At 69.0% G+C, this 20050-nt stretch carries 17 protein-coding genes; 6 read left to right on the top strand and 11 right to left on the bottom strand.

Translation table 11 applies throughout. The features are described from left to right. Window positions 1-64 precede the first annotated feature (64 nt). From CDO81_RS23455 to CDO81_RS23420, 8 genes are all read right to left on the bottom strand, one after another. Entirely contained in the window at window positions 65-652 is a 588-nt protein-coding gene (locus tag CDO81_RS23455; RefSeq protein WP_088485721.1) for an NAD(P)H-dependent oxidoreductase, read from the bottom strand. Window positions 653-734: 82 nt separating this feature from the next. Continuing rightward, window positions 735-1796 (bottom strand): cupin-like domain-containing protein, encoded by a 1062-nt coding sequence (locus tag CDO81_RS23450; protein WP_088485677.1) that lies wholly within the window; start codon window positions 1794-1796, stop codon window positions 735-737. A 40-nt stretch (window positions 1797-1836) separates the two neighbouring features. After that, window positions 1837-2919, bottom strand: coding sequence for an alpha/beta hydrolase (locus tag CDO81_RS23445; RefSeq protein ID WP_241517114.1), 1083 nt, complete (start codon window positions 2917-2919; stop codon window positions 1837-1839). 677 nt (window positions 2920-3596) lie between these two features. Next, window positions 3597-4367, bottom strand: a complete 771-nt coding sequence (locus CDO81_RS23440) for a LytR/AlgR family response regulator transcription factor (protein ID WP_241517113.1) — start codon at window positions 4365-4367, stop codon at window positions 3597-3599. After that, on the bottom strand, window positions 4364-5359 hold the full coding sequence (locus tag CDO81_RS23435; RefSeq protein ID WP_144397381.1) for a histidine kinase: 996 nt from the start codon (window positions 5357-5359) through the stop codon (window positions 4364-4366). The genes CDO81_RS23440 and CDO81_RS23435 overlap by 4 nt, the downstream gene beginning before the upstream one ends. Window positions 5360-5406: 47 nt before the next feature. After that, complete coding sequence (locus CDO81_RS28455; RefSeq protein WP_088485674.1) at window positions 5407-6504, bottom strand: sensor histidine kinase; 1098 nt, start codon at window positions 6502-6504, stop codon at window positions 5407-5409. Window positions 6505-6561: 57 nt separating this feature from the next. Continuing rightward, window positions 6562-6936, bottom strand: a complete 375-nt coding sequence (locus CDO81_RS28450) for a PilZ domain-containing protein (RefSeq protein WP_193466534.1) — start codon at window positions 6934-6936, stop codon at window positions 6562-6564. Window positions 6937-6967: 31 nt separating this feature from the next. Then, window positions 6968-7399, bottom strand: coding sequence for a hypothetical protein (locus CDO81_RS23420; RefSeq protein ID WP_088485673.1), 432 nt, complete (start codon window positions 7397-7399; stop codon window positions 6968-6970). Window positions 7400-7507: 108 nt separating this feature from the next. On the opposite strand from CDO81_RS23420, the gene CDO81_RS23415 reads away from it, so the two are divergent. The 6 genes from CDO81_RS23415 to CDO81_RS29325 all read left to right on the top strand — a co-directional run bounded on the left by CDO81_RS23415 (window position 7508) and on the right by CDO81_RS29325 (window position 14971). Beyond that, window positions 7508-8083, top strand: a complete 576-nt coding sequence (locus tag CDO81_RS23415; protein ID WP_088485672.1) for a DUF1134 domain-containing protein — start codon at window positions 7508-7510, stop codon at window positions 8081-8083. A 185-nt stretch (window positions 8084-8268) separates the two neighbouring features. Then, a complete protein-coding gene (locus tag CDO81_RS23410) occupies window positions 8269-12309 on the top strand; it encodes an LAGLIDADG family homing endonuclease (protein ID WP_088485671.1) in 4041 nt (1346 codons plus the stop codon). 237 nt (window positions 12310-12546) lie between these two features. Further along, on the top strand, window positions 12547-13032 hold the full coding sequence (locus CDO81_RS23405) for a hypothetical protein (RefSeq protein WP_144397380.1): 486 nt from the start codon (window positions 12547-12549) through the stop codon (window positions 13030-13032). Between the two features lie 249 nt (window positions 13033-13281). After that, a complete protein-coding gene (locus CDO81_RS23400; protein WP_088485669.1) occupies window positions 13282-13725 on the top strand; it encodes a hypothetical protein in 444 nt (147 codons plus the stop codon). Between the two features lie 117 nt (window positions 13726-13842). Continuing rightward, window positions 13843-14460: a hypothetical protein gene (locus CDO81_RS23395; RefSeq protein WP_088485668.1), complete on the top strand. Its 618-nt coding sequence runs from the start codon at window positions 13843-13845 to the stop codon at window positions 14458-14460. 199 nt (window positions 14461-14659) lie between these two features. Then, window positions 14660-14971 (top strand): DUF6980 family protein, encoded by a 312-nt coding sequence (locus CDO81_RS29325; protein WP_088485667.1) that lies wholly within the window; start codon window positions 14660-14662, stop codon window positions 14969-14971. 688 nt (window positions 14972-15659) lie between these two features. Here CDO81_RS29325 and CDO81_RS23380 read toward each other — a convergent pair. From CDO81_RS23380 to CDO81_RS23370, 3 genes are all read right to left on the bottom strand, one after another. Further along, the gene (locus tag CDO81_RS23380; RefSeq protein ID WP_144397378.1) at window positions 15660-16250 is read right to left on the bottom strand and encodes an exopolysaccharide biosynthesis protein; all 591 of its coding nucleotides are present in this window, start codon (window positions 16248-16250) and stop codon (window positions 15660-15662) included. Window positions 16251-16362: 112 nt separating this feature from the next. Further along, on the bottom strand, window positions 16363-17310 hold the full coding sequence (locus CDO81_RS23375) for an alpha/beta hydrolase (protein ID WP_144397377.1): 948 nt from the start codon (window positions 17308-17310) through the stop codon (window positions 16363-16365). 45 nt (window positions 17311-17355) lie between these two features. Continuing rightward, on the bottom strand, window positions 17356-19998 hold the full coding sequence (locus CDO81_RS23370; protein WP_206602162.1) for a glycoside hydrolase family 3 C-terminal domain-containing protein: 2643 nt from the start codon (window positions 19996-19998) through the stop codon (window positions 17356-17358). Window positions 19999-20050 lie beyond the last annotated feature (52 nt).

Genomic DNA, 20050 nt, shown 5'->3' with positions numbered 1-20050 from the left:
TGCCTGCGGGCGCCGTGGCGTGGGCGTGCGGAGCCGCCGGGTCAGGGCGCGCCGCTCAGGCCGGTCAGTCGCCGCGCAGGCCCAGCCGCGCCAGCTTGCCCAGCCAGCGCTTGACGCCGGCATCGCCCAGCCCGTCCACCGCGCCCACCAGGGTTTCATGCACGGGGCCGATCCCGATGAAGCCCAGGATGTTGCGCTCCAGCGAACGCAGGGAATGCGCGCGGAAGATCCAGCGGTAGACAAGCGCCGGCATCCCCATGGTGACGACCACGCGGGCCGAGCGGCCGTTCAGCAGCTTGCGGCCGAGCGGATTGCCCTCCACCGGTTCAAACGCGAAACCGCGGCGCGCGATCTGCTCCAGGAAGGCCTTCAGCAGCGCCGGCATGTCGCCCAGCCACAGCGGAAACACGATCACCAGGTGCTCGGCCCAGCGGATGGTGTCCTGGGCCGGCCGGAGCGCGTCCGGCACCTGGCCTTCGAGCCAGTCTTTCGGGGAGCGCAGGAGCGGGAAGTCCAGGTGTGCCACGTCAATGACGCGCACCTCGTGGCCGGCCCTGGCGGCGCCGTCGGCATAGGCCTGGGCGAGCGCATGGCAGAGGTGACCGCCCGCGGCGTCCGGGTGGGCCTGGATCAACGCGATGCGGCGGGTCATGGCAGCCTCCTTGAGCGAAGCCATGTTCCCGCCGCCGGCCCCAGCGCGCCTTGACCGGCATCAAGCGTCGACGCGCGGTTGGCTACCAGTTGCCGATGGTGGGATTCACGTAGTCGAACTGATTGGGCACGTCGGCCGCGAAGTTCGTGTACGAGAACGACATGCTCATCTCCAACGCCGTGACCTGGTGCCACCAGCCCAGCGGCAGGAAGAGCGTGTCACCGGGCTCCAGCACGGTTTCCAGCACGGTCACGTCGCGCAGGCGCGGGTAGCGGTTGAAGTCGGGCGCATCCAGGTCGATGGGGCTGTAGACATGCATGCGGTTGTAGAGCAGCGGCGTCTGCAGCGGCGACACGAAGCGCCAACGCTTGCGGCCGGTGACCTGGGTGTGAAAGAGCATCAGCGTGTCGTGATGCAGCGGCGTGCGCGTGCCGGCCGGGCCGAACCAGAACGAGGCGGCGGTGTGCAGCAGGGCCGGGTCGCACAGCGGCGGCATGCGGCCGATGTCCTGCAGCAGCGGCATGAACTCGGGCCGGCGCAGCATTTCGTCGTTGGCCGTCAGGTAGTGGTCGTTGGTGGCGCCGCCTTCGAGCACGAGGTCCACGAAGGCGGCCAACTTCATGCGCTGGCGCAGTGAGGCCTTGTGCTGTTCGAAGAGGGCATCCTGGTTGCGCCCCACCTGCACGTCGACGTCCAGATGGCCGAAGCGCGCGCGCAGGTCGGCGGGTGACCAGCGGCGCAGGGCCGGCCAGTCGTGGGCCACGTCGGTCAGCACCACCGGTCGGCAGCCGTGCACGTAGCGCGTCAGCATCTCGTCGCGCGACACCCCGCTGCGGCGCTCCACGACCGCATAGCCCGGCGCCTGCTGCCAGACGTTCTGCAGGTTGGCGCAGACCGATTCGAGCTTGCGCAGCATCTGCTGATGGCGCCGTGCGGCGATGAAGACCGGGTCGGTGTCCATCTGCGCCACGGCCGCCGCGGCCAGCTCGGGCGGCTGGCCGGCGTTGACCATGGTGTCGACCATCGTGGCGGGTGCGCAGTCCCACAGCCGGTTCTCGGCCACCCATTGCAGCCAGTCGGGCGTCAGCTCGAACAGGGCCGCCGGGCGGGGGCGCGGCGCAGGCTGGATCGGGGTGAGCGGCATGGCAAGAGCAGCGATGCGAAGGGTGGCAGTGATTGTGGCGTCAGGGCGGGGGTTGAAGCCAGGCCTTCAGCTGGGCGAGCACGGCCGGGTCAGTCTGCAGCGCGAGGTGGCCCAGGCCGGCGAACACCGCGGTGTCGGTGAAGGCCAACCGCCGTGCGGGCGAGCGGTGCTGGCCCAACGCACTGGCCACCGGCACCAGGCCGTCGCCCAGCCAGCGCGCTGGGGCGCCGGTGGCGGTGCGCGACATCGTGGCCGCGATCGCACGGCAGGCCACGTTGACTGGCAGAGGCAGCACGCTGGCGCGGCCGACGTCGGCTTCGAGCAGGCTGGCATGCCGCAGGTCGCGGATGCCCGCGCTGCGCCGCCCGGCCAGCAGGGCCAGCGGTCGCGAATAGGCGCTGACCGACAGCAGCCGCTGCACCTGCTGGCCGCCTCGCTCCAGCGGGGCGCCCTGGTGCGGCGTGCCGAGCGTGACCAGGCCGCGCAGCTCGCGCCGCCAGCGCCGGCGCCCGGCCTGGGCAATCGCACTGCGCGCCACGAGCCCGCCCATGCTGTGCCCCAGCAGCGTGATCGGCCCGGGCACGCGGCTCAGCAAAGCAGCCAGCTCGGCGCCGTTGCGCCAGATGGGCCGGCCGGTGTTGTAGCGCAGGCCGAGCGGCTGGTAGCCCAGCTCGGCCAGCGCGCGCGGAAAGTCAGCCCCGTCTCGCTGCCACTGCGCCTCGTTCATGCACAGCCCATGCAGCATCACCAGCGGCGGGCCCTCGGCGCCAGGCACGAGGGGATGCAGGCTCATCGGGATGGCGAGCGGGTTGTGCGTGTCTTCCAGGTAGTCGCCCAGCACGCCGTTAAGCGCAGCGATGACGCCACTGGCCTGCGCCGGCGCGGTGCTTTCCAGAAGGGGCGCGAGGGCTGCCAGCGCGGTGTCGACCCCGCTGCCCACCAGCCGGGTCACACCGCGGATGCTGCGGTACACGAGGCCGGTGATGCCCGTGGTGTCGGGCCTGGGTTTCGCACCCGGCAGCCGCGTGATCTCGGCGTGCATGGCTTCCACCAGGCGGGTGAGGCCGGTGGTGGCGTCGAGGGTGAGGCGGGTGGTGCCGCGGAGGTGGGAAGGGGAGGGCATGGGGCGCATGATGCGCTTGAGTTGTTGTTGTTGTTGGGGAGGCCTTTGCAGAGAGCCTTTCGACTCAGTGCACCGTGCCGGGAGTTCGCCCCGGCGGGCGAGTAACTTTTCTCTGTCGCGCCAGAGAAAAGTCACCAAAAGAGAGGCGCTGAACCGCAAGTCATCGGGCTGGTGCTGAAGCTCACGCGCGAAAACTCGTGCTCAGCTTGTGCGCCGAAGCGACCCGCTGCGCTCTCGCTGCTGTCCCTGTCACGGGCACCATCCATCGGGCCTTCATGCCCGTTAACGCCGGCTGTACGCCGGGCTCACCAGTGAATGCACCAACCGCCACGACGCGCCGTCGACGGCGCTTGGTATTCAACTCGTGAGTTCGGCGTGCAGCCGACGTTGACCGCACAAGCGGTGGATGACGCGAGGCCTGGATAGGGTCAGCAGCGAGAGCGCAGCGGCTCGCCTCGTCTGAGGCTCTGAGCGCTTGTTTTCGCGCGATGTCCTTCGCAGGCCAGAGGCGACTTGCGGTTCAGCGCCTCTTCTTTGGTGACTTTCTTCTGGCGCAGCAGAAGAAAGTTACCCGCCCGCCGGGGCGGACTCCCGGCACGGTGCACCGAACACCAAAGGCTCCCAGCAAAAGCCCCCAGCCACAAAGCCCAGCAAAGACCAGCCCCTCGGGACGAAGGTCACATCTGCCTGAACAGATGCGCACAACTCTCCGCCACCAACAAGCTCTCCGTCCCATGCTTGAGCTTGATCTGCATCCGCCCCCGGTAATCCCGGCTGACGCTCGCAATGGCATTCACGTTGACCAGCGTGGAGCGGTGGATCTGCCAGAACTGCTGCGGGTCGAGTTCGTCGATGAGTTCCTTCAGCGGCTTGCGGATCAACGCCTCGCCGTCCTTCAGACCGAGCCGCGTGTACTTGTTGTCGCTCTGGAAGAACATCACCTCGTCGACCGTGATGAGCCGCAGCGTCTGGCCCACCGAGGCGTTGATCCAGCGCAGCGGCGCGCGGGTGGCGGACGGCGCGGCGGCGGGGCGCGTGCTGATCTGGTCCAGCACGCCGGAGAGCTGCGCCGGGGCCTGGCCCAGGCGTGACTTGAGGCGAGAGATGGCCGTGAACAGGCGGGCCCCGGCCAGCGGCTTGAGCAGGTAGTCGACCGCCCCCTGGTCGAAGGCCGCGACGGCGTATTGGTCGTAGGCCGTGACGAAGACGACGTGCGCGCGGCCGTTGACCTGACGGGCCACATCGATGCCTGTGGCGCCGGGCATCTCGATGTCCAGGAAGAGGATGTCCGGTTGATGCTGGTCCAGCAGGCGCAGGGCCTCCAGCCCGTCGGCCGCTTCGCCGACGATGCTCAGTTCGGGCCACAGCTTGCCGAGCTGCTCGACCAGCTCGCCGCGCAGCGCGGCTTCGTCTTCGGCGACGACGGCGGTGGGGGCGATCAGGGTCACGACGCAAGCTCCAGGATGAATTCGGTGCGGCCATTGCCGCTGTGGCACACCAGCCGGGCGTCCAGGGCGGCCACCCGCTCGCGCAGGGCGGCCAGCTCGCCATCATCGGCGCACAGGCCTTCGCGGTCGAAGCCCAGCGTGATGACCGTGCCGGCGCGCAGCCAGCACTGCGCTGGCGGCCCCAATCGCAGTGCGCGTTGCACGAGGGGCAGCAGCAGCATCGGGGGCAGCGGCGTGGCGCTGCGCGTGCCCAGGTCGACGTCGAAGGCGGGCGGCGTGCCGTTGAGGTCGCGCAGCAGGTCGAGGTAGCTGGCGATCAACTCGGCCTCGCCGCCCAGCGTCGCGCCGGCTTCACGCAGGCGCGGCAGGGCCACGCGCAGGTGCCGGATCAGCCGCTCCAGCCGCGCGCTGGCGGCCGGGTCGTGGCGGTCGTAGGCCTGCTCCACCGACACCAGCGCATCGAACAGCAGGGCCGGGTCGACCTGGGCCTGCAAGGCGGCCAGCCGGGCGGCCAGGGCATGGCGGCGCAGTTGGCTGTGCTCGCGCAGCAGGTCCTGCGCGGCCTGCGCCTGGCGGCGGCGCACGGTGCGGAACTCCAGCACGCCGACGATCATCAGCGCCGGCATGAACACCCACAGCGCATCCCCGATCAGCGCGACGGGCCGCATCGTCATGCAGCGCGGCTTGCCCTTGCTCGCGGCGTAGATGTCGCACAGCGAGCGCCAGGGCAGGGCGTCGGCCAGCGGGTAGACGATGGCGATGCTCAGCACCGACCCCAGCAGCGTCGCCAGCACCAGGCGCTGCCGCCGCTGGGGGTGGATGGGGCTGCTGCGGGCCGCGGGCAGCCAGCACAGCACCAGCACCACGCCGCTGACGATGGGCACGATGAAATGCCGCGCCAGCACCTGGGGCAGTTCGTCGCCTACGTTCATTTCCAGCAACGCGGCCAGGTCGATGGCGCCGAACAGCAGGGCCGCAACGACGAACGCCAAGGCTTCCTCCCCGCGCAGGGAGCGCCACGAGCCCAGCAGGTGCCGGATCACGCCAAGGCCTCGGCCGGCAGGCGCACCCGGGCGACGACGCCGTGGGGCTCGGCGGCTTGCAGCTCCAGCGAGGCCGCGTCGCCGAAGCGGCCGGCCAGTCGGGCCCGGGTGTTGGCCAGGCCCACGCCGGCGCCGCCGCTGGCCGCGCCAAAGCCCTGGCCGTTGTCGGCCACCTCGACCGTCAGCCCGCCGTCCGCGGTGTGCCCGGCGCGGATGTCGATGTGCCCGCCCTGCGGCAGGGGCGACAGGCCGTGCTTGATGGCGTTCTCCACCAGCGTGGGCAGCACGAGGGTGGGCAGGCGCGCCGACAGCAGCTCAGGGGCCGCCTGGATGGCGAAGGACAGGCGTTCGCCCATCCGCATCTGCAGGATGGCCAGGTAGTGGCGCACCAGTTCCAGCTCCTCAGCCAGCGTGGATTCATGCCGCCGCATGCCGGGCAGGGCGGCTCGCAGGTAGGCGATCAGCGCCACCAGCATGTGGCGGCCGCGCTCCGGGTGGGTTTCGTAGAGGCGCTTCACATTGGCCAGGGTGTTGAACAGGAAGTGCGGCTCGATCTGGGCGTTCAGGGCCGAGAGTTGCGCTTCGGTCTGCTGCGTCTTGAGGGCCTCCCGCTCACGGAAGAGCCGGGTCAGCTCGTCACGCCCTTCCCGCTGGGCGCGGCTCACGCGCAGCAAGGTGTAGGCCATGCCGCCCAGGACCGTCCAGATGGCGATGGTGGACAAGGCCCAGCCCGCGCGCAGCTGGGTGTCGGGGTTTTCGAGCGACGCGACGGCATAGCGGAGATAGGTACCCAGCGCCGCGCCCAGGCCAACGGCCAGGGACTGCACCGCCAGCGCCGCCGCCGGGCGCCAGCGCCGGCTGGCCAGCAAGGCCTCGGCCAGCGCCACCAGCAGCATCAGCGAGATGCCGGTCAGCAGCGACTGGCGACTGAAGCGCACCAGCTCGAACAGCGCGTCGAGAAACGGCTTGCCGTCTTCGCCGAACCAGGACAGCGAACGCGCGACCGCGTGCAGCAGGCAGAAGTAGTAGACGCCAGCCAGCATGCGCAGGTTGCACACGCGGCGAAACGCCTGCAAGGGGGTGAGATCCTCCATGCGGGCATTCTCGGCCGGGCGCCGGGCGCCCGACGAGCGGCGTGCGACGAACTCGGCTCAGCCGGCCCTGGCCGCGGCAATCAGGGCCTTGAGTTCCCGCTCGGAGGCGGCTGGGTCGCCGAGGTTGACCTCGATGAGGCGGCGCAGGTGGGTGATGGATTCGAGGTCGATGCTGCGGCAGAGCACGCCGGCATGGCCGTTCTCCACATGCGCCAGCTCGCCGGCCATGGCGATGGCTTCCTCGCCCGAGGCCAGCGGCAGGTTGACCAGGCAGGGCATGCCCGCCCGAGGTGCCGTGCCGGCGGGCAGCTGCAGCAGCACGCCCTTCAGCGAGATGTCGATCACCTGGCAGACCAGGCGTGCCTGGGTCGTGATCAGCTCGGCGCCGGCGGCGAAGGCGACGCGGGCGAATTGGCGGCGTTCGGTGCTGATGATGGTCTCCCGGGCGGTTGGAGAGCGGATGCTAGACGAAGGGTTCCAGCGTCGTGCCGCCGCTGAAGACCGTGCTGTGCTCGACCGCCTCCTGCAGCCGGGCGGGTGCCAGCGAGGCCAGCCCCATGGCTTCCAGCATGAACCAGGAAGCGCGCAGCAGGGCGACGATCTCCTCACGGGTGGCGTCCGTCTCCACGGGCTCGGCGTCCCAGTGGCGCTCCGGGCTCTCACGGGGCGCGACCACCGCAGGCCGGTGCGCCTTGGCGATGCGGGCCAGCAGCTCGCGGGTGTCCACGGTGGCGCTGGGCGCGTCGATCAGCTGCACGAGGTCGCCCAGCTGCTGCTCGGCGGCGGCGGCCAGCAGCCGCGCAGCGTGGTCGGCACCGCCTGCCAGATAGAGCCCGGCGGCGAGGTCCACGTATTCGAGGGCGGCCGACAGCCGCTGCAGGTCGGGGTTGGACATTCAAACGAGTCTAGGTTGTGTGCAGGGGCAACGGGCGGACAAAGTTCACAGTCCGTTGGCTATGCTGGGGCGGTGTTTTCACCTCCGACCCTTCTGCAGGAGCTCCCGATGATCGACCGCCGCCGCCACCTCCAGCATCTTGCCGCCCTGGCTGCCGCCACGAGCCTGCCGGCCCTGGCCACCGACGACAAAGACAAGGACGCCACCTACGACCAGGACTCCATCCTCAAGGCCGCCACCGACTTCTTTGGCCAGACCACCGAAGGCCTGGCCAAGGTCATCGAGAAGGCCTTCAAGGAGCAGGGGCGCCCCAATGCCTACATCAAGGGCGAGGAAGCCGGCGCCGCCATCACCGTGGGCCTGCGCTACGGCGAGGGCGAGCTGATGATGAAGGGCGGGGGTGGCAGCAAGGTCTTCTGGGCTGGCCCGTCCATCGGCTTCGATCTCGGGGCCAACGCGTCCAAGGTGTTCACGCTGGTCTATCACCTGCCCAAGGCCGCCGACATCTACCAGCGCTTCCCCGGCGTGGACGGCAGCCTCTACTACATCGGCGGCGCGGGCATCAATTACCAGCGCTTGAAGGGCATCACCCTTGCCCCCATCCGCCTGGGTGTGGGCCTGCGGGCGGGCGCCAGCGTCGGCTACATCCATTACCGGCGCGAGAAGACCATCAATCCGTTCTGACGGGCAGCCGGGCGGGCGGTCTGACGGGCGCCTGAATGAGGCGAGTCTGAGGGCCGTCAAGGTCGGGCCGTGGGTTGGCGGGCAGGCTTCGCACCTGTCCGACCGCCATCATCGGAAAAATCAAAGGCGCTCGCCGCTCGCGAGGCTTAGACTGTTTTTTCATCCAGTATCCGGGGCCCAGAACAATGAGCAGCAGCACCACCGACCTGCCCGTGCAGGACATCTCCAGCGAAGTCCTCCTCGAGAAATACGCCAAGGGCGGCGAGCAGACGCCTGACGAACTGCGCGAGCGTGTCGCCCGCGCGCTCGCCCAGGCCGAAAAACCCGCCGAGCGCGCCCGCTGGGCCGCGGCCTTCCTGCAGGCGCAGCAGCGCGGCTTCGTGCCAGCCGGCCGCATCATGTCGGCCGCCGGGACCGAGCTGTCGGCCACGCTGATCAACTGCTTCGTGCAGCCGGTGGGCGACTCCATTGCCACCGCCGAAGACGGCGTGCCTGGCATCTACACCGCGCTGACCGAAGCCGCCGAAACCATGCGCCGCGGCGGCGGCGTCGGCTACGACTTCTCCCGCATCCGCCCGGCCGGCGCCTGGGTCGGCTCCACGCGCAGCCATGCCTCGGGCCCGATCAGCTACATGCGGGTCTTCGACCGCAGCTGCGAGACGGTCGAAAGCGCCGGCAGCCGCCGCGGCGCCCAGATGGGCGTGCTGCGCTGCGACCATCCCGACATCGAAGCCTTCATCCACGCCAAGGACCAGGGCGACCTGCGCAACTTCAACATCTCGGTCGGCGTGACCGACGCCTTCATGCAGGCCGTGCAGGCCGACGGCGAGGTGGAACTGGTGCACAAGGCCCAGCCGAGTGCCGAGCAGGTGGAGGCCGGCGCCTACCAGCGCGGCGACGGCCTGTGGGTCTACCGCAAGGTGCGCGCCCGCGACCTGTGGGACCAGGTCATGCGCTCCACCTACGACCACGCCGAGCCCGGCGTGCTCTTCCTGGACCGCATCAACGCCGACAACAACCTGCATTACTGCGAAACCATCGCGGCGACCAACCCCTGCGTGACGGCCGACACCTGGACGATGACCAGCGACGGCCCGCGCCTGGTTCGTGACCTGATCGGCCAACCCTTCCATGCCGTCGTCGACGGCAAGGCCTACGCCACGGAGTCGGCCGGCTTCTTCGCCACGGGCACCAAGCCCGTGTTGCGCCTGCAGACCCGCGAGGGCCATCAGCTCCGCCTCACCGCTGACCATCCGGTGCGTCGCGTCAAGCGCAAGACGCGCTACCTCGTCGAGACGCAATGGGTGGCGGCCGGCGACGTGGTGGCGGGCGACGAGCTGATGCTGCACGACCACCGCCCGCTTGCCGGATGGGAAGGCCCGCGTACCGAGGCCGAAGGCTATTTGCTGGGGTTGTTGATCGGGGACGGCACGCTCAAGGCTGACAAGGCGGTGCTCTCAGTCTGGGGCCCGGAGCTCAAGGCCGTCGGCAGCGACGTCTGGCACCGCCCGGCGAGCACAGAAGGCATCATGCAAGCCGCCGAGACCGCCATGCGTGCAGCCATCGCGAGTCGCGCCGACTTCGCAGGTTGGCAGCGTCCGATCGCGGGTCGCGGTGAGGCGCGGCTGGCGTCGACCGGGCTGCGTGACCTGGCCTTCAGCCTGGGGGCGAACGTCGGCAACAAGCGCATCACCCCGGCCATGGAGGCGACCTCGTCAGACTTCCATCGGGGTTTGCTGCGCGGGCTGTTCGACGCCGACGGCTCGGTGCAGGGCACGCAGGACAAGGGTGTCAGCGTGCGCCTGACCCAGGCCGATCTCGCACAACTGCAGGCCGTGCAGCGCATGCTCGGGCGACTGGGCATCGCCTCGTCCATCTATCGGGAACGGCATCCGGCGGGCCCTCAGTCTCTGCCCGATGGCCAAGGTGGTGAACGCGAGTACGAGCGCCGCGCCGTGCATGAGCTCGTCATCAGTGGCGACAACCTGCAGCGCTTCGCCGATCTCGTCGGCTTTGAAGACACCGCCAAGCAGGTGCGCCTGGCTGAGCTGCTCGGCAGCTACCGGCGCCAGCTCAACCGCGAGCGCTTCACGGCGACCGTTCAGGCCGTCGAGCCCGATGGCGTCGAGCCCGTCTACGACGTGACGGTCGAGCATGTGCACGCCTTCGACGCCAACGGGCTTTATGTGCACAACTGTGCTGAGCAACCCCTTCCGCCCTACGGCTGCTGCTGCCTCGGCTCCATCGACTTGACGCGCTTCGTGCGTGACCCCTTCAGCGCCAAGCCCGTGTTCGACGAAGCCGGTTTTGTCGAGGTGGTGGCGGTGGCCACCCGCATGCTCGATAACGTGCTCGACGTGACGCCCTGGCCGCTGCCCGCGCAGGCCCAGGAGGCCGCCAACAAGCGCCGCGTGGGCCTCGGGTTCACCGGGCTGGGCGATGCCCTCGTCATGCTCAACCTGCGCTACGACACGCCCGCCGCGCGCGACATGGCCAGCCGCATCTCCGAGCTGATGCGCGACGCCGCCTATGCCGCGTCCAGCGACCTCGCCGTGGAGCGCGGCAGCTTCCCGCTGTTCAATGCCGACCTCTATCTCTCGGGCGGCGGCTTTGCCTCGCGCCTGCCGCAGGCCCTGAAGGACAAGATCCGCAGCCAGGGTCTGCGCAACAGCCATCTGCTGTCCATCGCGCCCACGGGCACCATCAGCCTGGCCTTCGCGGACAACGCCTCCAACGGCATCGAGCCTGCCTTCTCGTGGGCCTACACCCGCAAGAAGCGCCTGCCGCAAAGCGAAGGCGGCGGATTCAAGGAGTACCAGGTCGAAGACCACGCCTGGCGCCTGTACCGCCACCTGTTCGGCGCCGACGCGCCCTTGAGCGAAGCCTTCGTCACGGCGCTGGAGTTGAGCGCGGCGGACCATGCCGCCATGGTCGCGGCGGTGGCGCCCTACATTGACACCTCCATCAGCAAGACGGTCAACGTGCCGGCCGACTACCCGTACGAAGACTTCCAGGACCTCTACGTTCAGGCCTGGCAGTCCAAGCTCAAGGGCCTGGCCACTTACCGGCCCAACAGCGTGCTGGGGTCGGTGCTGTCGGTCACGCCGGAGGTCAAGCAGCCGGAGCCGCTGAAGGCCGACGTTGATGGCACCAACCAGCGCTTGAAGGTCGAGCGGCTGCCGCAGGCCGTGGTCGCCTCGCTGCGCTGGCCCAGCCGCCCCGAGATGCCTGGCGGCAACCCGGCCTGGAGCTACCTCATCCAGCATCCGCACGGCGACTTCGCCCTCTTCATTGGCGAGCTGCCGCTGGACGGGCCGGATGGCGGCCTGTTCGGCCGCAACCTGCCGTTCGAGGTGTGGGTCAACGGCGCCGAGCAGCCGCGGGGCCTGTCGGCGCTGGCCAAGACGCTGTCCACCGACCTGCGCACGAACGACGCTGCCTGGCTGCGCCTCAAGCTCGACGCGCTGGCCACCGTGGCCGAGGAGCGGGCCTTCGAGATGCCCATGCCGCCGGGCGGCGAGAAGCGCCTCTTCCCGGGTGTCGTAGCGGCCACGGCGGCCGTCATCCGCTGGCGCTGCGAGCAGCTCGGCGCGCTGGCGGAAGGCGGCCCGACGCCGGTGGTCGACGCCATGTTCAGCCGCAACGAGCCGCGCACCAGCGTGAGCGGCACGCTGGCCTGGGCGGTCGACGTGGACAACCCGGCCACGAACGAGCAGTTCACGCTGACCTTGAAGGAAGTCGTGCTGCCCACGCCGGAAGGCGGCTCGGTCACGCGGCCCTGCGCGATGGGCTTCTCGGGCAACTACCCCAAGGCGCTGGATGGGCTGGCACGCCTGCTGAGCCTGGACATGCGGGTCATGGACCCGGGCTGGATCGCGATGAAGCTGCGCAAGCTGCTCAACGTGGGCGAGCCGCTGGGCCACTTCATGGCGCCGGTGCCTTCGCTCAGTGGCGAGCGCCGCCAGCAGGTGTGGCCGTCCACCGTGGCCTATGTGGCCCGGCTCATCATCCACCGCTACGCCATGCTGGGCATCCTCGACGAAGCCGGCCAGCCGCTCAACGACATGGGCCTGCTGCAGACCCCCGCGCCCAAGCTCGGCGCACCCGCCGGCAGCTTGCAGGTGCAGGCCGGCAAGCCCTGCCCGGAGTGCGGCAACGCCACCATGATCCACAAGGACGGTTGCGACTTCTGCACCGCCTGCGGCTATGTGGGGCAGTGCGGCTGAGGCCTGGGGAGGCCGGGTCTTGTGAGTGCTCTGGCCTGAGAGCTTTTCGTGCCGGGCCTTGATCAAGCGCCGGCTTCATGTGGCTGAGCGGCCGTTGCAGCCCCTGTGGGTCTCGCAGGCCGGACTCGCTCTGCCTGCACGTGGCGGCATTCTTCAAAGTCGTCGGAGAAGGTCCGGCGCAGCCGGGATACTTCGCGCCGCCTTCCACCCGCAAAGCCCATGAAGAAAATCATCCTCGTGCTGATCGTCGCCGCGGCGGCCTTTTTCGCCTACAAGACGCGGCAGCAACGCCAGCAGCAGGCCAACCCCGCCGTCATCGAGCGGCCGGTGTACGCCGAGACCAAGGTCGACCTCAAGGGCGACAGCGGCCGCGTCATCAATTCGGTGGTGTTGGTGGCCACCGCGAGCCAGACGGAGTGCGACGCTGCCGCCGCCAAGATGGTGCAGACCGTGATTGACGCCAGCGCTCGCAAAGGAGTCACTGGCACAGTGAAATCCATTGAGTGCAAGACAGAGCTTGACTCGCGCATGGCGCGCTTGTTCGCCAACCAGCCGACCTTCGTCACCTACATGGTGCTGGGGCGCGGCAAACCTGAAGAGCGCGAGACACGGATGCTCTACTGGGGCGTCACGGTGGAGGAGAGTGACCTGCTGTGCGAGATGGTGCCCCAGATTCAGAAGGGCTGGGTGGGCAAGGTCTCGTGCGTGCGCGCGCAGCGTTAGCAGGGCGGAGCGCTTTGCACGGGGGGCGGACGCCTGGCGGCGGCTTGCGGCCAGGAGTGGTCGGCGGCGAACGGCTGTTTTCCGGCGGCTCGCATAGCATCGGCCTGCGGTTGAACTACCGCCTATCACATCATGACGAGAGACTCTAGGCAGGCATTGGGTCGTCGCTTTGCACTAACTTGTTGTATCGCGATTCCGGTATCGCTTTGCTATGCCGCTGATGGCACGGTTGGGTTCGGAGACTCCCTCGTGTACCAGGGGCATACGGTCAAGCTTCGCAAGTCTTACCAAGACTACGACGAGTTCAGCAACGACTTGAACAATCTCGCTCCCGGTGAAGCTGCCAGAGTGGCGAAGCTGGTTGAGTCGACGCCGTTGCCGACGGGGTTTCCTGACCGCCGCCTCATGGTCGCAGCATTGCTCAGGCTGAAGTTTCCGGGTTACGGCCTTCAGGCTTACGGCGAACGCATCCTGCCGGGTGGCTCAGCGCTGTCGTTGTTTGGTGTCGAGGTACCCCAGGCGGGACGTACGCGTTTCTTGCTTTTTAGGAAGAGCGGCGATTCATTCAACCTCGTTGATGATTTCGTTCTCTCGGATGGGGCTGACATTGCGGATGTCACTGTGAAAGACGGCAAGCTTGTGTATCTGTCCCGGCAGGGACTCGTAGTCCTGGAGCGGCCCTCCCCGCAATGAGGTCTTGCCCGCCACTACTGCTGTCGGCCAGGAGCGGCTGATGACCAATGGCCGGTCTCGGGTAGGCTGTTCCTGCATCACTTCACGAGGCAGGCCCGACTTCCGCGCCGCTAGAACATGCTCAAGCAAAAACTCCCTCCTGCGCTTGCCTCTGGCGAACGGCTGCTGGTCTGGTCTGCGCTGTTGATCGGCTTGGCGGGGTGTGCATCGGGTACCTGTAGCGACCAGCAGTTGCTGCAGCCCAGCGCGTCGCCCACGGCCGTGTTCTCCGTGGATAGGCAATCGGAGTACGACGCGCTGTTCCTTGAAGGCGGGGCGATCGCGCTCTGGCTTGAACCCTGCCTAGGCAGCGACACACGTCGCTTGCTTCCGGGCACCTTGTGCGGCACGGTCATCGTGTCACCGGGAACCCGCTTCGCATTCCTCGATGCGCTGGTGCAGGTCCGCGACGGCGCGGGGGCAACTCTCCGTTCCATCGCCCTCCGGCCCAAGGCGTTCAAGGTAGGCGTCACCGAAGTCGGCTCTTCTGAACCGGGGCAGGCTTCCTGGCTCGTCAACCGTCCTTACAGGCTGCCTGGCAGCAGGCTGCCTTTCGTGGTGTTCGACGAACCGTACGAGGCAGGGCCTGTGGAGCTGCGCTTGCCGCAGATGGCAGTGAACTCGGTGACCACAGCTTTTCCGCCAATCACGCTCAGGCCCGCGGTAGCAAAGCGTTGCTACCGCGGGCCCTGGTGACTAGTCGCCCAGTTGGCCTGAGGGCAGCGAACCTACAGCGCGGCCCCTGCCCGATCGTCACAGTGGCAGTGTCCAGGAGCCTTGCCCGTCATCCTGAGCCGGCCGGCACCAGGATGGCCGGGACCGGCCAGGAGCGGCGGTCGCCAAAAGGCCGCTTTCGAGTAGCCTAGGCGCCCGCTGCACGCTGCCGGTAAACCGAATGGCCCAACACTGCTGCACCAGGATGCAAGATCAGGTCGAGTTCATATGCTCTGACCATCCCGACCTGGATTCATGCCCGGATTCCATCATCTGCTACTCGGACAAGTTTCGGGAGTACGGGCTACGCGTTCACGACGGCGGTTCAGGCTCCGTGGATATCGCCTATTGCCCGTGGTGCGGCTCCGAGTTGCCAGCCTCACTTCGTACGCGATGGTTTGACGAACTGGCGGCTCTCGGCATCGAGGACCCGCTGGCTCAGCCTGTGCCTGAAGCGTTTCTGTCTGGTGCTTGGTGGCGCGCTGCAGGCTGAGGGCTGGTTGCGGCGAGGAGCGACCCCTTGCCAGTGACCGCCGCCGGGGACCAGTGATAAGGTGATCGCTAAAGAAGTGCTTACAACTAGACGGAGCTCCACATAGGCATCCTGAGGAACCTGTTCGGCGCAAAGCGATCCGACCCACCTGATCCGGCGAAGGATGAAGAGGCCGTGGTGCCCGTTCCTATCCCTGCCCTTGTCGCTCTTCTTCTGCGTGCGGAGCAACTGAAGGGCTCTCCGCTCACAGAGAGCGAGGTTTCGCGTATCCGAGACGATGCCGTTTGTATGACGATGACACTAGATATGAAGCGCGCGTTGGAAGAGAAGCGCGGATATCCCGACATCGATCCCGGAGACGCATGGAACCAGTGGCAGGTCGCACGCGTGGAGCTGAACGCGAGTGAGTCCTAACAGGTCCGTTGACACAAACCTGCACCGGGCGCACGCTGCAAAGCGTGCGGGTGATCGTGCACCTCCCGGCGCGCTCCCGGTGCTTGCCGGTCAACTCGAACGTTGATGGATAGCTTTCCGGCAAGCCCATCACGGTAGTCGGATGACCGCTCAGGGTCGATCGTGACCCTTCGAGCCGCAGTGCCCAAAGGTCAGCTTGCGGGCTTTGCAGGGTGAGTACGTCGAAGCGCTGGATCTGTTCGGAACGCCATCGCGCGATGCAGCGCGACGCACGTCAAGCCGGCCACCACTGGCCGACGAGGTCCACCAGCAGATGCGCCGAGAAGGCGAAGAAGGCCACCGCCGCGGTGCCCATCACCAGGGACATGGCCAGGGCCAGGCCGTCGCGGTAGATCCAGCCCAGCGCGAGCAGCACCAGGCTCAGGCAGGGCAGCAGGTTGCCCAGGGGCATGGGCAGCAGGATGAGGAAGGCCATGGCGGCGATCCACAGCCGCCAGGCCGGTGCGGTGCGGGGGTGGCGCCAGGCCAGCCAGCGGCGGCGCAGCAGGTTGCCCGCCAGGTCGTACAGGCGTGCCAGCAGCAGCAGGCAGCGGCGTGCGCCCTGGGCGTTCAGGCGCAGTTCATGCACCCGGGCCATCGAGCGGTGCGGTGAGGTGGCGCCCGACCTTGCCGGCCATTGCCAGGCGATGGCCAACATGGCAAAGCTGAGCACCGTGCCCAGGCCCACCAGAGGCAGGCTGCTGAGCACGGCCACGACCAGCAACAGGGCTGGCAAGGTGGCGCGGCCGTGCAGGGCCAGCAGTTCGGCGACACAGATGCCGTCGCCTCGCTCGGCGGCATCACGGAAGGGTTCAGGTCGGATCATGGCAACGGCGGCGAGGTCCGGCAAAAGGCCCGACCGTAGCGGCGCCGCCGGGCGGCAACCAGCAGCCTGCAGGTGAGCGTCGATCAGGCTTTCTCGAACATCCGCGGCGGGGTCACCGGATGGCCGGTGCCGGTGCACGCGGCTTGAGCCAGCCGTTCACGTCCAGCCACCGCATGAAGACCGGGAACCAGCCGTTGGCGGTGTTGCCGGGGTAGCCGAGGCCGAAGCCATGCCCACCGTTCTGGTAGAGGTGGAACTCGACCGGCCGCCCCGCCTCGAACCACGACTTGACGACGCCGAACTGGCCGCGGAAGAGAAAGTCGTCGGTCGCGATCACGTTGAACATCGGCGGCGCGTTGGCGGGCACCTGCACCGGGCCCATGCCGCCGTAGATGGGGGCGATGAAGGCCAGCTTGAGCGGCTGGGGGCGAAGCACGGACTGCAGCGTGAGGGCGGCGCCGGCAGAGAAGCCGATCATGCCGAGGCGGTCGGGGTCGATGCCCCATTCCTTGGCGCGGGCCAGGATGAGCGCATGTGCCGCCTGGGCGTCGGCCAACGGCAGGTCCATGGCGGGCAGCGGCGGCGGCGGTTGGCCGTCGCCGGGCGTGCTGCCGGCGGCTGCGAAGCTGCGCGCCATGGCGTCGCGAAAGCCGGCCACGTCTGCCGGCGTGGGCTGAAGCCGGTACTTGAGGACGAAGGCGGCGACACCTTGGTCAGCCAGGGCTCGCGCGACCTTCCAGCCTTCGTTGTTCATGGACAGCCAGCGGAACGCGCCGCCCGGCGCCACGATGACGGCGGCACCGGTCGCACGGCCGGGCGGTGGCAGGACGGGCGTCAGGGTGGCCGTGCTGACGTTGCGCACCATGGGCTCGCCCCATTGGCGGAACCAGCCCTCAGCCGCGGTCTGGCCTGGCACGGGGCCCGTGTCGAGGGGCAGCGCACCCGGCTCGGGTGGGGCGGGGATCGGATGGATGCTGCCGTCCTGCGCGAAGGCCGGCTGCAGCAGGGTCAGGGCCAGCACGATGCTGGCGGCGCGGAGATGAGATGACAGAGGCCACATGGTGAGATCCGGGTGAGGTCGGGATGAAAGAAGGGGCGCGCGGCTTCAACGGGGCAGGTCGAGGCGGCGGCCTAGCGAGAAGTCGGCCTGCGCGCCCGCGGCGCCGGTGGCGGGTTGCCCGCCGCCGACATGCAGCCGGTAGGCTCCCGGCATGACCTGGCGAATGCCGTCACGGTCGACAAAGCTCAGGTCGCGCGCGTCCAGGTGGTAGCTGATCTCACGCCGCTCGCCGGCCCGCAGGTGCACGCGCTGCACCCCGCGCAGCGCCAGGCGCGGGGCGCCCTCGAAGGCCGGGGGCGTGAGGTAGAGCTGCGCCACCTCGTCACCATCGCGCGCGCTGGTGTTGGTGATGGCCGTGCGCACCGTCACGCCGGTGGTCTGGGAGCCTTCCTGCACGTCGACCGTCACGGGCTCATAGCGGAAGGTCGAGTAGCTCAGACCGTGGCCGAAGGGGTAGACCACCTCGCCGGAGAAGAAGCGGTAGGTGCGGCCCGCCATGCGGTAGTCGTCGAACGGCGGCAGGTCGTCGGTGCTGCGGTAGAAGGTCACCGGCAGGCGGCCCGCGGGATTGGCCGCACCGGCCAGCACCTGGGCGATGGCCGTGCCACCCCCCTCGCCGGGGTACCAGGCTTGCAGGATGGCCGCAGCGTGGTCCCGCGCCCAGCGCAGGTCGACGGCGCTGCCGCTGAGGTTGACGACGACCACCGGCTTGCCCAGCGCCGCCACCGCCTGCAGATAGCGACGCTGGTCGGCCGGCAGGTCCAGCCGCGTGCGGTCCCCGCCCTCAAAGCCGTCGATCTTCACGGGCATTTCTTCGCCCTCCAGGTCGGAGGTCAACCCCACCACGGCCACGACGACGTCCACCTCCGCCGCGGCCCGGCGCAATTCGTCCAGGGGCTGGCGCGACACGCGATGCCAGAGCATGGCCGGCGGTGCGCCCACACCGGCGTCAGCCACCAGGCGCAGCGCGTGGCGTTGGCCGCGCTTCAGATCGACCGTCACCAGCGTGACCGGCTCGGCCCATCGGGTGGCGCGGCTGGCGAGCGTGACCCTGCGGCCATCGACCGTCAGCTCGCCCGCCAGGCCCGCCAGGCCGAGGCGATAGTGGCCGGTCTCGGGCGCGGTGAAGAAGCCGGTCCAGACCGTGCGAGGCAGGTCGCCAGCCTGCGCGAAGGCTTGCGGCTGCGACGCCATGGGCGCCACATCGTGCTCGCCGAAGGGCCGGGCCTGGTAGCGGCGCTGCCCGGCCTGCCGGGGTGAACCGGTGTCGAGATTGAAGTAGCGGGCGCGCAGGCCGGGCCGGCCGTCAGGCGTCGTGAAGGCGCTGGCGGGCACCGGGTCGCCATCCGTGATGGACGGGCCGAAAGGCACCAGCACCACCTGCGCCGGCGAGAACTGCGCACGCAAGGCCTCAGCGACGGTGAGCGTCGGCCCCGTCTGCCCCGACGAGTAGTTGCCGCGCATCACGCGGCGGGCATCCGCCAGTGGCCCGACCACCGCGATGCGGCGGTCCGCGCGCAGCGGCAGCGTGCCGTCGTTCTTCAGCAGCACGAGGCTCTCCACCGCCGCGCGCAGGGCCAGCGCACGCTGTCCGGCGGCGTTGATCGTGTCGGGCGACGGAAAGCGCCGCTCGCCCAGGCCGGGCAGGTCGCCGTTGCGCAGGCGGGCCGAGAACAGGCGCACCAGGGCGGTGTCGATGTCGGCCTGGCGGATCAAGCCGCGCGCCAGTGCCTGCCTGTAGCGCTCACCCAGGCCCGGTGTGTGGGAGAGGGTGGCGCCGTTGCATTCGTTGTCCATGCCGGCCTTGAGTGCAGCTGCGGCGCCGGCGGCGTCGTCGATGGCGTAGCGGTGATGGCGGCTGATGTCGACGACGGCATCGCAGTCCGACACGACATAGCCCGAGAAGCCCCAGTCCTGGCGCAGCGTCTTCACCAGCAGGCTGTGGCTCGCGCAGGCCGGTTCGCCATTGAGGCGGTTGTAGGCGCACATCACCGAGCCGGCTCGCGCGTCCACCAGGGCGGCGCGGAAGGCGGGCAGGTAGGTGTCCTCCAGGTCCTGCGCCGAGACCCAGACGTTCACCGAATGGCGTGTGGACTCGGGCCCGCTGTGCACCGCGAAGTGCTTGGGCGTGGCGATCACGTCCGGGCGGGCGGCATCGGGGCCTTGCATGCCGCGGACGTAGGCCTTGGCCAGGGCGGCGGTCAGGAAGGGGTCTTCGCCGTAGGTCTCCTGGCCGCGGCCCCAGCGCGGGTCGCGAAAGATGTTGATGTTGGGCGACCAGGTGTTCAGCGCGCCGCCGATGCGGCTGGCGTTGGGCTTGCCGCGGCCCAGCGCATGGACCGCACGCACCTCGGTGCTGATGGCGGCGGCCACCTCCTGCAGCAGGCCGGGATGGAAGGTGGCCGCCAGACCGATGGGTTGGGGGAAGTTGGTCGTGGGCCCGGGCCCAAAGGCGCCGTGCAGGGACTCCGTCCACCAGTTGTAGGCCGGCACGCCCAGGCGCGGGATGGCCGGAGCGCCGTTGAGCAGCTGTTCGAGCTTCTCGTCGAGTGTCAGCTGCGAGACCAGGGCGCGGGCCTGGACCTCGGCGTCAGCGGCGGGGGCCGGAGGCGCCGCGTGGGCGCCCGGCAGCAAGGCCAGGGCGGCCGCGAGCGCAGCCCAGCGCCTGGGCAGGAAGAGGATGTTCAACGGCGTCTCCGAAATTGTTGTGGCTACCATTGTGTGGTAGCGCAAACATTTC

Source organism: Roseateles puraquae, from assembly GCF_002205845.1.
GTDB classification, from domain to species: Bacteria; Pseudomonadota; Gammaproteobacteria; order Burkholderiales; family Burkholderiaceae_C; genus Pelomonas; species Pelomonas puraquae.
The sequence above is the reverse complement of the archived record's forward strand: the minus strand, read 5'-3'. Positions and strand labels throughout refer to the sequence as shown.

Excerpts from the sequence above, each read along its gene's own strand:
- CDO81_RS23455 (WP_088485721.1), bottom strand. The coding sequence starts at position 652 with ATGACCCGCCGCATCGCGTTGATCCAGGCCCACCCGGACGCCGCGGGC.
- CDO81_RS23450 (WP_088485677.1), bottom strand. The coding sequence starts at position 1,796 with ATGCCGCTCACCCCGATCCAGCCTGCGCCGCGCCCCCGCCCGGCGGCC.
- CDO81_RS23445 (WP_241517114.1), bottom strand. The coding sequence starts at position 2,919 with ATGCCCTCCCCTTCCCACCTCCGCGGCACCACCCGCCTCACCCTCGAC.
- CDO81_RS28455 (WP_088485674.1), bottom strand. The coding sequence starts at position 6,504 with ATGGAGGATCTCACCCCCTTGCAGGCGTTTCGCCGCGTGTGCAACCTG.
- CDO81_RS23420 (WP_088485673.1), bottom strand. The coding sequence starts at position 7,399 with ATGTCCAACCCCGACCTGCAGCGGCTGTCGGCCGCCCTCGAATACGTG.
- CDO81_RS23415 (WP_088485672.1), top strand. The coding sequence starts at position 7,508 with ATGATCGACCGCCGCCGCCACCTCCAGCATCTTGCCGCCCTGGCTGCC.
- CDO81_RS23410 (WP_088485671.1), top strand. The coding sequence starts at position 8,269 with ATGAGCAGCAGCACCACCGACCTGCCCGTGCAGGACATCTCCAGCGAA.
- CDO81_RS23395 (WP_088485668.1), top strand. The coding sequence starts at position 13,843 with ATGCTCAAGCAAAAACTCCCTCCTGCGCTTGCCTCTGGCGAACGGCTG.
- CDO81_RS29325 (WP_088485667.1), top strand. The coding sequence starts at position 14,660 with ATGGCCCAACACTGCTGCACCAGGATGCAAGATCAGGTCGAGTTCATA.
- CDO81_RS23380 (WP_144397378.1), bottom strand. The coding sequence starts at position 16,250 with ATGATCCGACCTGAACCCTTCCGTGATGCCGCCGAGCGAGGCGACGGC.
- CDO81_RS23375 (WP_144397377.1), bottom strand. The coding sequence starts at position 17,310 with ATGTGGCCTCTGTCATCTCATCTCCGCGCCGCCAGCATCGTGCTGGCC.